This is a genomic window from Fulvivirga marina, from assembly GCF_016775155.1.
GTDB lineage: Bacteria > Bacteroidota > Bacteroidia > Cytophagales > Cyclobacteriaceae > Fulvivirga > Fulvivirga marina.
The window spans coordinates 185399-198379 of record NZ_JAEUGD010000042.1 but is presented as its reverse complement, the minus strand read 5'-3'; the positions used below and the strand labels follow the sequence as shown (position 1 = coordinate 198379).

Annotated in this window: 10 protein-coding genes; 2 read left to right on the top strand and 8 right to left on the bottom strand. The window is 40.0% G+C overall.

Annotated elements, in window-relative coordinates:
• Window positions 1–21: 21 nt before the first annotated feature.
• The 8 genes from JMN32_RS11640 to JMN32_RS11605 all read right to left on the bottom strand — a co-directional run bounded on the left by JMN32_RS11640 (window position 22) and on the right by JMN32_RS11605 (window position 10756).
• Window positions 22–2412, bottom strand: a complete 2391-nt coding sequence (locus tag JMN32_RS11640) for a response regulator (RefSeq protein ID WP_202856502.1) — start codon at window positions 2410–2412, stop codon at window positions 22–24.
• A 3-nt stretch (window positions 2413–2415) separates the two neighbouring features.
• On the bottom strand, window positions 2416–2862 hold the full coding sequence (locus JMN32_RS11635; protein ID WP_202856501.1) for a response regulator: 447 nt from the start codon (window positions 2860–2862) through the stop codon (window positions 2416–2418).
• Window positions 2863–2864: 2 nt separating this feature from the next.
• Window positions 2865–4631, bottom strand: coding sequence for a PAS domain-containing sensor histidine kinase (locus JMN32_RS11630; protein WP_202856500.1), 1767 nt, complete (start codon window positions 4629–4631; stop codon window positions 2865–2867).
• A gap of 403 nt (window positions 4632–5034) precedes the next feature.
• Window positions 5035–6501 (bottom strand): sodium:solute symporter family protein, encoded by a 1467-nt coding sequence (locus tag JMN32_RS11625; protein ID WP_202856499.1) that lies wholly within the window; start codon window positions 6499–6501, stop codon window positions 5035–5037.
• Between the two features lie 445 nt (window positions 6502–6946).
• The gene (locus tag JMN32_RS11620; RefSeq protein ID WP_202856498.1) at window positions 6947–8365 is read right to left on the bottom strand and encodes a pyridoxal phosphate-dependent decarboxylase family protein; all 1419 of its coding nucleotides are present in this window, start codon (window positions 8363–8365) and stop codon (window positions 6947–6949) included.
• Between the two features lie 3 nt (window positions 8366–8368).
• Window positions 8369–9262 carry a PhzF family isomerase gene (locus JMN32_RS11615; RefSeq protein ID WP_202856497.1) on the bottom strand — a complete coding sequence of 298 codons (894 nt, stop codon included), beginning with the start codon at window positions 9260–9262 and terminating at the stop codon, window positions 8369–8371.
• A 16-nt stretch (window positions 9263–9278) separates the two neighbouring features.
• A complete protein-coding gene (locus tag JMN32_RS11610) occupies window positions 9279–10160 on the bottom strand; it encodes a PhzF family phenazine biosynthesis protein (RefSeq protein ID WP_202856496.1) in 882 nt (293 codons plus the stop codon).
• Between the two features lie 59 nt (window positions 10161–10219).
• A complete protein-coding gene (locus JMN32_RS11605; protein WP_202856495.1) occupies window positions 10220–10756 on the bottom strand; it encodes a sigma-70 family RNA polymerase sigma factor in 537 nt (178 codons plus the stop codon).
• Between the two features lie 138 nt (window positions 10757–10894).
• On the opposite strand from JMN32_RS11605, the gene JMN32_RS11600 reads away from it, so the two are divergent.
• Both JMN32_RS11600 and JMN32_RS11595 read left to right on the top strand, forming a co-directional pair.
• Window positions 10895–11581, top strand: coding sequence for an NUDIX hydrolase (locus JMN32_RS11600; RefSeq protein WP_202856494.1), 687 nt, complete (start codon window positions 10895–10897; stop codon window positions 11579–11581).
• A gap of 497 nt (window positions 11582–12078) precedes the next feature.
• Window positions 12079–12978 carry an NUDIX domain-containing protein gene (locus JMN32_RS11595; RefSeq protein ID WP_202856493.1) on the top strand — a complete coding sequence of 300 codons (900 nt, stop codon included), beginning with the start codon at window positions 12079–12081 and terminating at the stop codon, window positions 12976–12978.
• Window positions 12979–12981: the final 3 nt, after the last annotated feature.

The window sequence follows — 12981 nt, the reverse complement described above, 5'->3', positions numbered from 1 at the left end:
ACTTATTTCAAGGGGATCTTCCTAATTAGTAGCCAGAGTACCCTGCAGTTCTATGATCGCTCTTTTATGCAAGGTTTCAGTTTTTTTGATCAGAGTTTCTATTCTGGCGAGATCAATATCATTATTCAGGCAGTCAATTTCAATCATTTCCATATTCATGTGCATTTCTATAGCCCCTATTACAGAACAGGATGACTTCATTTTATGACAGGCACTTTGTAGGTTCTTCCAATCCTTCTCCTTATAAAATGCCTTTATCTGCTTTATAACTTTAGGTGTTTCCTTTAAAAAAATATTTATGATATTAGTAACCATTGTGGAGTTTTTCCCAGATAGGGCATAAAGACTACTCAAGTTGGTCACTGGACCTTCCTCAGGTTCTCCTTCAAACCTGGGTTCAGTAGTCCTTTTTCCCTTCTCCCCTGTAGGTGACTTATGCTTATCTCTGATTAGGGCTTGAATTTTCCTTACCAGTTCATCTACCTGAAAGGGTTTAGATATATAGCCATCCATTCCGGCATCTAGACATTTCTGCACTTCTGATTTTAGGGCATGTGCCGTTATAGCCATTACAGGTATTTCTGACAAGGGCGGCTCAAACTCCGAACGTATTTTTAGGGTAGCCTGGTAACCGTCCATCTCTGGCATCTGAATATCCATCAATACAATATCATAGTTCTCTTTCTTCAACATTTCCAATGCTATAATACCATTTTCTGCGATATCCAGATCCCAGCCCAGATCTTGAAAAATAAACCGGGCCAATTCCTGATTGATCTCATTATCCTCGGCCATTAACACTTTAATATCTTTCAGATGATCCATTTCATCTCTATTTTTTATCATCTCTTCAGATGCACTGTCACTAACCTCCATCTCACTTAAATCAAATGGAAGGTCCATATAGAAGGTGGCACCTTTGCCTACCTCACTTTTTACATTTATGTTTCCTCCCTGAAGCTCTACAATATTTTTAACGATAGTCAGGCCAAGGCCTGTACCACCGTATTTACGGGTAGTATCACTACTTGCTTGTGTAAAGCTATCAAAAATGGTATTCAACTTACTTTCTTCTATGCCTATTCCTGTATCCTCCACGCTAAACCTTATCAGGGCCTTATCTCCAGAATTGCTCAATGTCTCCACTTTTACATGAACGTGCCCCCGGTTAGTAAACTTCATTGCATTATTAACCAGGTTTACCAGTATTTGATTAAGCCTGACAGGATCCCCCAGTAAGTAGTGCGGAACATTCTCTTCTATAGTAAGGTTTAAGCCGATATCTTTTTCAACAGCTTTATGTTTAAATAGGTTAAGCACCCCGTCCACCACTTCAAACAGGTTAAAATCCGTGCTTTCCAACTCGAATTTACCAGATTCTATTTTTGAAACATCAAGTATATCATTAATGATCACCAACAGGTTTTCGCCAGCATGGTGTATGGCATTGATATATTTCTGATGATCTGTACTTAAATTTGCTTTATCCTTCAGCAACAGGTTGACAAACCCTATGATCGCATTCATAGGTGTTCTTATTTCATGGCTCATATTAGCCAGGAACTGTTCTTTTACCCTGCCAGATTCTTCAGCCAGTTTTTTAGCTTCTATAAGTTCCTGCTCTACCTGCTTACGTTTATTAATATCCTGAGTGGTACCAACGAATTTGTCATAATTACCATCAACTTCATACTGGATATAGGCATGCACATTGACATATTTGATAGAGTTATCAGGCATAATGGCCCGAAGATCAAGGTTAAAGATATGCCCACCTTCCATACACTTTTGAATCTCTGCCTGTATGTCTGCCCTGTCATCTTCATGAAACATTGAGGTAAGATGGATCAGTTTCGGCTCAAAAAACTCTTCATCGACTTCAAATATCCTAAACATCTCCTCTGACCAATAGACAACATCCGTCTTAAAATCATACTCCCAGTTACCTATCTTAGCGATCCTTTGTGCCTCCGAAAGCCTAAGCTCACTAACCTTTCTGGCCTGTTCGGCTACTTCACGTTCTCTTTCTATCTCTCTAACAAAAGTTGCTGTCTGGATCAAACGTTTTACACTTACCGGCGTTATCTGATCCTTTACTACATAATCAGATGCCCCAGCTTTCATCATTTCGACCGCTACTTTTTCATCACCCTGAGAGGTAATAATTATTACCGGTGCCTTAATTCCTATAGACCTGATTTTTCGCAACAATGTAAGCCCATCGATTCCCGGCAAGAGGTAATCCAGAAAAATGCAATCATATTTACTCTCCTTTAACAGTCTCATAGCCTCATCTCCATCAGTACACTCTGTCAAAGAGAAATTAAGATCCGCCTTTTTCATTGACCTCTTCAGTGAAGCTCTGTCCACATCATCATCATCAATGAGCAATACTTGGGTTACATAGTCCATCTTTTAAAGCTGTTCACACAATGTCCAATAATGATTTAAGATCGAAACTGCCTTCACAAAACGTTCAAATGAAAGTGGTTTCAAAATATATCCGGCTACATTAAGGTTATAAGCCGCAAACTTATCGCTTTCCTCATCGGAAGTAGTCATTACAAATACACTAATAGATTTCAAATCAGGGTCATTCCTAATCGCCTGCAAAAACTCCAGCCCTCCCATCTTAGGCATATTCAAATCAAGCAATATAACCTTTGGTAAAGGATCAAGCCTGGCAACACCATTATTGCCTTTGAGCATATCCAATGCTTCGAGCCCGTTTCTGGCAATATGTAATGGGTTTGCTATATGGTTCTTTTTGAATGCTCGCTCTACATTCCTGATATCCACCTCATCGTCTTCTACAAGTAATATGTGTAACCGTTTATTTTGAACTGGTATTTTAACTTCCATTATTAGACAATTGATTTTGGTATGCTAAAAACAAACTTAGTCCCTTTTCCAGGTTCAGACTCTAAAGTTATACTTCCACCTCGATCCTCCACAATCTTTTTAACAATTGTAAGGCCTATACCGGTACTTTCCATACTATCTCTGGCCTGAAGCGTCTGAAATATTACAAATATCTTATTATGATACTCAGGAGATATACCGGGTCCATCATCCTTAACCCAGAACTCGTGAAAAGAATTTTTTTCATTGTAGCCAACTTCAATGTTACCTGATGGTTTATCATGGTATTTTATGGAGTTAGAGATCAGGTTGGTAAATATTTGTTCCAGGTTCACTCTGGGAAAATTAATTACAGGAAGTTGTCCGACTATTTTGACGTTAAACTTTGCCGGCACCATGAGTGAGTCCAGTACTTCGTCAACTACTTCTTTTACATCCACTTCCGAATATTCTATCTTGGCACGGCTTACTCTAGAATAAGTAAGTATACCATTGATCAGGTTTTCCATACGCCCCACCCGGCTGCGCAATAACTTGAGGTTTTCTTTCACTTCATCATTTTCAACCTCCCCTATATCTTCCTCAATCCATTCTGACAGGTTAGTTATTGCCCGCAAGGGCGCCTTAAGATCATGTGAAATGATATAAGCAAACTGGTTTAATTCTCTATTGATTTTTTCGAGTTCCTTAGCATTCTTCTTTATTTTTTGCCTGGCTTGTTTGCGGTCTGTTATATCCAAAGCCAGGCCTATAAATTCGTTTTCTGCGGAACGACTTTTAAATACGAAATTCTCAAAGTGTTGCTCTCCTTTTGTACTGTTAAAGTGTAAGTGATTGTACTTTTCACTTTGGTCTGAAACTTTGTCTACCAGACTGGCAAGACCTTCCTCCATGCTTAGCTTCACTATTTTACTAGCTCTAAAGGCATCCTTCACCTGAGGGTTACCCATGATAATTTCAAGACCTCTATCTTCACAGTACTTATAAATGACCACAGGCATTCGTAGAGTCACGGCGTTCAGTATACTTGTTCTCTCCTTTAAGTTCTGCTCCCCTTCTTTCCTGGCAGTGATACCAGTCGAAATACCATAGGTACCAATGGTTTTTCCATTTCTACCAAGCAATGGCACCTTAGTAGTGGCTACCCAGGTATTGTGTCCATCAGGCCAAGTCTCTTTTTCTTCAACATTAAGTAAAGGCTGGCCTGTTTCAATTATTTTTTGTTCGTCATTATAGGCATTTCTGGCATGCTGTTCATCAAAAAAATCAAAATCTGACATACCAATAATATCTTCTGTAGAGGCTACACCAAATTTTTTAATATATGCCTCATTAACTTTCAAAAACCGACTTTCAAGATCTTTGAAATAAATCAACCCTGGGAAACTACTCATCAATGCGTCCAAGTAGATATTGTCTCTCTCAGTTGCCTCTAAAGTAATAATCTGATACAAAGCAACTCCTTGCTCATCAGTAATGATACTCGACCTATAATTTGTCTCAATAGCAACAGAAGCACTGTTCAAAAAATGAAGTGTTATATCACAAGTGCTTTTATCTTTTGTTTTAATACACTCCTCTACTGTAACAAGGTATTCTTGAAGATTTTCTTCATGTATATGCTCACTTATAGAGGTAGAGATAAGCTCCTCCTCTTTAAAGCCCAACAATTCACAAAATGCGATGTTTACCTTAAGAATTACTCCCTCCATCGAGATTACTCCCAATGCAGATGGCGAATGAGTAAACAACACTTCATAATTCATCATATTTTTAACCCCATATAACCGAAAGCAACCTCCGGCTTGTTCAGTTCAATTTAAAAAATAAAAGAAACATAGAGCTTGCAAACATTGGAATACCTTATAATTCTACTTTAGCAGTTATTTTCTTGCCATACATCCCGATACATTACATAGCCCCAAGCCATAGTCCGCAATAGACCTTAATAGAATATACAAGTTATTAGTGGTAAAAACACCATATACCTGAATCTTTCGATCAAAGGGCCAATTTGACACTGATAAAGAAGGAATTTATCGTAACGGGGCCTATTTATACTAATCAGCATCTCCCCTATCATTCAAATTCAAACATAAAAATTACAAATGTATGAACAAGTTTAAAATGCTCTTTTACTACATATATCCCCACTTTGAATACAATTAGATCTTAAGAAAAGAATGGCTTCCATTTACTTTCCGGAGATGGCTTAGTCATTAAGCTTACTCCTACCAACAAGATCAGTGAAGCTGCCAATGCAGGAATAGCAATATAATCGGTATCCATAGGAAATATCCAGAAACTACCCTCCGTAGATTCCAACACCTTATTAATCACGGGCACGATCATCCCTCCAATAATAGACGCCACCCCGCCAGCAGGAGTAACTCTTTTCCAGAAGAAAGAGGCCATCAGCACCGGTGCAATAGAAGCTCCTATCATAGTATAAGAAATGAATGCCATTTCAAGTATCGTCTCAAACTGAGAAACAAGCACAAAAGCTAATATGCCAAGAGCAACAATTGCCACACGTTGGATCATCAGGAATTTTTCTTCAACCACTTTGCCGAAAATAGGCTGTAAAAGATCTCTGGTAACGTTAGTGGAACTTACCATCAAGAATGTGTTTCCTGTAGACAGAATTATAGCTACACCTGCAGCAAATATAAGTGAGCCTGCATATGCCGGTAGTTGCTCATAACCTATTCTGAGAATGATCTCCTCTGACATAGCCCTGTTGACAGAACCATCACTTAAAAAGAACCTTGAATCATGGGCATAAATAGCAAAACCAACAACAGCAAGTGTACACATCAAAAGTTCAATAACCACCACACCGGATAGCATGCCTACCACAGCTTTCTTTGCAGATCGTGCATCTTTGGCAGATGAAAACTTCTGGTAAATGCTGCTTTCACTTAGCAGAAGCATTAGAGTAGGCAGGATAACACCAAGCGCCCAGGTGAAGCTGTGTCCCTCGGTCAGAGAGAGGTAATCAGGCCTGGTTTCCTTTATTGTATTAACTACTTCTCCCCAGCCTCCGTGAGAGTTTATAGCAAGCGGCACTGCTACTATTACTGCCAGCAACATAATAACTCCGTTAAAAATGTCAATACTAACAATAGAAACCATACCTGCCAGTGCAGTAAATGATATGATAAGCACGCAAGTGATCATCGTACCGGTTTCAGGGCTAACGCTCCCTTCTGTAAGTATGTTTATGAATCGTCCCCCTCCTTTAAATTGATAACCTGCTATGACCAGATAGGCTACAATAATGGTTATTGTACCCAGTAACCTGGCAGCCTTGTTATATCGTGTCTCCAGCAGGTCTGTAAGTGTATATTTTGAAATTGCGCGTATACGCGCTGCTATGAAATAAATAACAATAATACCTATCCATGCTCCCATAGAGAACCATAGCTCAGAAAACCCAGACCTGAAAGTCAGGCCCGCCGTACCAAAAAGACTTCCTGAACCAATCCAGGTACATACTAAGGTACCTACAAGTAAATATACCGGCACCCCTCTACCTGCCACCACAAAGTCATCCTGAGTTTTAACAGAGCGGCTTTTGTAGATGATTATACTGGTTAAGAAAACGAGATAGGCAACCGTAACAATAATGTATGTCATAGCTTTTGATAATTTATTGTGCTGCCGCAGGCTGTGTTGATTTTTTAGGCCTCCGATTTTTAAGCAGCGGCTAAATATAAGGCTAAAAATGATTCATGACCATGCAAATTTTAACAGATGGTGAGATGATATTGCTTCTCCTGCATGAAGCTAAAATGAATGTTTAAACAGACACAATAAAGGGATAGAGGAACGAAAAGAGACTTCTGACTAGAAAAGTTGAGCTTGAAGTATATGCCAATGACAAAAAGGTACGCATAGAAATCTAAGGTGCTTGCATTGACCTTCAGGAAAAGAACTGTGATGACGATATACAAAAACTAAACCGTAAAGAGCAAATCCCCAACAACTGCGGGGATTTACTATATATTCTGCAATCAGCTTTACAATATAAATTTTACAAAAATTTGATAAGTGGTTAACCCTTCCTGGAAACTAAGGTTGCTTAAAACAACAGGGCAGCAATCTTATTCATGGCTATTAGCATTTCATTCTCCACTATCCTAATATCCATCTCAGCTGTCCTCCAATTGACCAGTGCTGCCCTTATACCCTTTCTGTCATTATACACCGTTGGCGTCATAAATACTTTTCCGCCGTCATTTACAGCATCCAAAAATGCTTGGGTACGGTGTGGGTCAAGCTCATCCTTAAGAGTAAAGCAAACTGTATTTAGCCTCACCGGAGCCAAAAGCTCAAAGAATTCGCTATTAACAATAAAGTCTCCTAAAGATTGGGCGAGTTCAATATTTCTTTCAACAATCTCTCTGTAACCATGCTTACCATAGGCTTTCAATGTAAACCAGACAGGTAGTGCCCTGAACCTTCTGGAGTTCTCAGGAAGAAAATTGAGATAATTAAAATTTTCCAATGGATCTCCAAGGTAAGGCGCATTGGAATTCTGAAAGGTCTCTACCTGTAAGATCTTATGTTTTTCCTTTACGAAAAAGAATGCATTTTCATAGGGTACATTTAACCACTTATGTGCATCAATGGTAATACTATCAGCATTTTCCCATCCCTCCAACAAATGAGCGTATTTCGGAGATAGTGCCGCAAAACCTCCAAACGCAGCATCAATATGCCACCAAAAGTTATACTTTCTTTTTAGCTCAGCTATGGCCTGCATATCATCAAAATCTACAGTATTAACTGTTCCCCCACTGGAAATTAAAATAAAAGGTTGTCCATCCAGTGCTTTTATTGCCTTTTCGAGCTTTTCGATATCGATAGCCTCACGTGAAGGGTCAATAGTATCAACTTTTATAATATTGCTACTCCCAAGCCCAAGCATAGCCAAAGCCTTAATGGAAGAAGAGTGAGGCACCGCAGATACTACATTGAACTCACCGGTCACACCTGTTTTAGCAACATCAATCCCATTTTCTCTACCCAGCCATTGCCGTGCAACTCCCAGACATGTGAAGTTAGACATGGTAGCCCCTGTCACAAATCCACCTAGATAATCATCCGGCAGATCAAAAAAATCGAGCAATATGCGAATAGCCTCAAACTCCAATAGCGCAGAGACATCGCCATGCCCTTTGGTGGTTTGCGTGTTTTGATCATAAATGGTAGCCAGTATGTCCCCCATAAGTGCCGCCGGAGTTGCTCCTCCGGTAACAAACCCAAAATAACGAGGTCCTGAAGAGGATATCATCAGATCCCTATATCTTCTTTTAAACTCATCAAGCGCGGAAGCACCTCCCTGGGGTGTTAAAGGCAGGTCTACTCCATTGAGTACCTCAAATTCAACCGAAGTGGGGATATTGTCAATGTCATTCAAATAAAGTAGACCTTCGTCCAAGGCCGACTGCAACAGGCTATCAAGAACCTTGAGATCTTTAGTTAGTATTTCATCCATAAGTTAATCGAGTTTGATGGCAGTTGAAAATACAATTACCGCCGTTCCTTTTATTTTAATTTTAGAAGGTTTGCCATCCTGTATGTCTACAATAACTTTCATGCTTCCCGGTCGCTGCATGGCATTACCCTGTGTAGCTGTAAATTGAAATGTAGCACCATCAGGTTTTACCAAATGATGGTGACCTAAAGGACCATTAGCATTACCCGTTACAGGATCTTCTGCGATACCTATTGCCGGGGCAAACATCCTCCCATAGGTAACATATTCAGGTGACATTTTTGTTATACAAAATACAAAGTAACCGTTGCAATTAATCTCCTTACTTAGCCGGGAGAGCTCCCCCAGGTCAGGTTTTAATTCGTTTATTTTGCGCTCTTCGTTTACAGGAATCAGAACTTTTGAATGACCCGTAGAGACTATCTGTATCGGGCTATCAGCAGCCAATGACTGCCTTTTTATACCCAATGCATCTATGATCGCTTCAGTAATGAGCCTATCAAGCGGCTCTTCAAATACAGGTGGGGCTTGCTCCATTACAACTTCATAGTCTCCCTGAAGCTCATGGATAGCAACCGGCAAAATGCCTACCTGCGCTTTTACCCTAAGTTCACATGAGGGCAGGGCGTGCTGCAAAGCATGAACATATATAGCTGCAATAGTGGCATGACCACAAACCGGAACCTCAGCTGTGGGTGTGAAATACCTGATATGAAGATCATACTCCAGGTCATTGCCCTTCAGCAAAAATGCCGTTTCAGAATTATTCAGCTCCCTTGCAATTTCCTGCATTTCCTGATCCGCCAGCATGTCGGCCTCCGGAACAACTCCTGCCGGATTGCCCTTAAACTTCTGGTCCGTAAACGCATCAACCTGAAATATTTTCACTGTTCTCATCTCACTCTCTCCTTATTTAACTCTGGCCAACTGTTATGGACTTAACTCCTGAAAGATAGCCTCCTCCGCCGGCATACAATTTTTCAATACCACGCTTATTGGTTTTAAGCCTCACTTTAATCAGGCTGGGGGAAGGTGGGTTCATATACTTTCCCTGCGAAATAACTATCTCTTCAGAGGTCACCGCACCATAATGATAAAGGTAGGCTACCAATGGCCCGGCTGCCATACCTGTTGCGGCCTCCTCTTTAATACCGTAAAACGGGGCAAACATTCTGGAAGTAGCATGAGTCTGAACATCTCCAGAAGGACTATAAACATAAAATCCTATAAGTCCATACCTTTCAGATAGCCTCTCAATAAGTTCATGTTGCGGCACAATCACTTCAAGCACACGTTCATTTTTTACCGGAACAATCAGAAAAGAATTGCCTGTATTAACTACTTCAATTTCAAAATCGGATAACAGGTCTTGCTCAATTATACCCAATGCAGAAAGTACAGACTCCCTGTCTTCTTTCGAAATGGAAATAAATTTTGGGGCTGTCTGTTCCATGAACGCACTTGTACCCTCAAAATATATTTGTCTAACCCCATCCACAGTTTCTTTGGATGACCGATCACCTGCTATTTTTCCCTGCTGCTTCAAATACGTAAAAGTCGCGATGGTAGCATGCCCGCAATGCGCTATTTGTCTGGTAGGTGTAAAAAAATCAAGTTTATAATCAGCCTCTACAGACCTGGAAACAAAGGCTGTTTCAGAAAGTCCGACTTGGCTGGCAATCTCCAGCCTCTGCTTTGGGGTCAGGCTATCCGCATCAAATACAATCCCAGCTGGATTGCCTCCATTATTCTGGTGCTCAAAAGCACTAACAATATGTACCTCAATATTTTTCATCAGTCTTATATTTTGTTTTCAATTCATAGACTGAAAGCCTTCAAAAAAGACCCATTATTCTAGATATTATTTTTTTGGTAGTTGATGACATTACCGGTGCTATCAGCTTCAACATGCTCACAATTGAGAATTGAATCCTTCAGTTTAGACCTGAGTCGCTGTACTTTGTTTTTAGTCCCCGAATATGACATATCAAGAAATGTTGCCAGATCTTTTTGACTGTAACCTTTAAAATAAGTGAGGAGCATCACGTCTCGATCTGCCTGTGAAAAGCTGGCTATTTTACTATTGATACAATTACTTAAGGAGCTGTATAAATCATCTTCTTTCTCCTCTTCAGGCCAATTATCATTTTTCAATCCACTTATTTCAGGCCTCTTTTTATAGTAATCTGATATAGTATTACGCGTGATTTGATATACCCATGAAGTTAATCTGTGGCCATCGTTTAGCTGTTCGACATGGAGATAAACCTTAATAAAAACATCCTGAAGAATGTCCTGTGCAGTCGCACTATCCTGTATTTTACGAGAAATAAACCTGAAGAGCTCACCCTGTAGATCTATCCAAACACTTTTGATATCTACCTTTTCCATGCTCTTGTTCAACGGAGAACGATCCTTTTCAGCTGGAAGTCAGTATGTTTTTATTTAAACGATCTGATGAAATAAATTAATACATACAACGGAGCCCTAAAATTTGTGTAATATTTACATAAATAATATCTTTGACTCATGAGCCTGAATCAGGATATTAAATTAGCAGTCGACGCAGTGGTTTTTGGGTATACCTCAAAAGAAGGTCTATCCGTATTGTTGATCAAACGGGACATTAATCCTTATCAGGGCATGTGGGCTTTGCCTGGCGGGCTTGTAAAGAATAGCGAATCTCTGGAGGAAGCTGTACAACGGGAGCTTAAAGAGGAAACAGGGATCTCGATCAACTACCTCGAACAGCTTTATAGTTTTGGCGATCCTAACCGAGATCCCAGAAACAGGGTGGTCTCTATAACCTATTATGGGCTGGTGAAGCCGGATGTTTTTGAATTGCATGCCAGCACCGATGCCAGAGATGTAGAGTGGTTTAATGTAAAGAAGCTTCCGTCTCTTGCTTTTGACCACAAGAGAATTTTAGATGTAGCTGTACAAAGGCTTAAAGGTAAAATAACCTATGAACCTATAGGCTTTGAATTGCTTGAAAAGAAATTTCCCTTTTCAGAACTTGAAAAGCTTTACCGAACAGTTTTAGACAGGCCAATAGACCGAAGAAACTTCAAAAAGAAAATACTCAAATTCGGCTTTCTTGAAGAAACTGATGAAAAGCAAAGTATGTCCGGTGCCGGCCGGCCTGGTAACCTCTTCCGCTTCAATGAGAAAAAGTATTTCGAATTAAAGAAGGAAGGAATCACTTTTGAGATTTAAGATTTTTTTTGAAGGCTAACCCTTTCCACATCATTCCCGAATTTTCCTGACAAAATGTGTTTCATTGCCGCATTTGAAGAAAATATTTGGAATCTCCCAGATTGTGGCAGTGCCTAAGTTTGTAACAATCCACTCATCAGCCGTAACATGCTTCTCCCCTGTTGGTGGTTGTTTTCACCAAAAGCTCTGTGTTATACAAGTTAGCTTCGTTGGCATTCTATAGCTTTGGTTAAGCTTTACTAATCTTTAAAAGCTTAGTAAAACTAGTAAACCCGTGTATTTTCAGGGAACAATATACCCATGAACTATCCCCTGACAATACACCTTCTAAGCCTTTATTGAAATTAAGCGGCATCCATACACAAAAAAATTTCATTTAAATATTTGATTATTAGCTAATTACATTCAGTTCAAAATAAAATGCGTAAATTTTACATTAATTATTTTGCGTTATAATTACACATATCTATATTTGCGTAACATTAACGCAAAAACAAATGGAGACAGGAGTCATAATAGCACGGTTTCAATCACCATATCTGCACGAGGGACACGTTGACCTCATTGAGAAGGTAAAAGCAAATCATAACAAGCTTATCATTGTGCTGGGGATTAGCCCGGTACCCGGGCGTAAGAATCCTTACGATTACTACACCCGCGAGAAGATGATCAAAAAAGAATATAACGATGTGGTTGTACTTCCTTTGAGCGATCACCCCAGCGATATGGCCTGGTCAGAAAACCTGGACAACCTGTTAAGCAGCGTATTCCCAACGGAGCAATTCAAACTGTATGGCAGTCGTGACAGCTTTATCCCCTACTACACAGGTAGATTTGAGACTGTTGACCTTCCTGAGCATGGCGACTATAACGCTACAGAGCTAAGAAAGAAATATCAGGATCAGATCTTCGATTCCAGGGATTTCAGAGCAGGGATACTTTATGCTTATCACAACCAGTTCAAAAAGGTATACCCCACGGTAGATGTGGCTGTATTCAGGAACGATAAGCAAGAGATCTTGCTAGGTAGAAAAGCCAACAGCAGCAAGTGGAGACTGGTTGGCGGCTTTGCGGATCCTGAAGATGAAAACTACGAAGTATCAGCCAGGCGAGAGCTGCTTGAAGAGTGCGGACAAATCGAGGTTGGAGACATGACTTACGAGACTTCTATGAAAATAGATGACTGGAGGTACCGAAGTGATACAGATAAGATCATAACGCTACTCTTCAGCTGCGACCTTCAATATGGCACTCCAAGTGCCCATGACGACATTGCCGAAGTAAAATGGTTCAAACTTGAAGGTATAGAAAACCTTATTGCCAGCGAACAATTCAGCCCTGAGCATGTGGGACTGATCAGGTTCCTGACCAATAAATACGCAACAGTTTTAAACTAATTA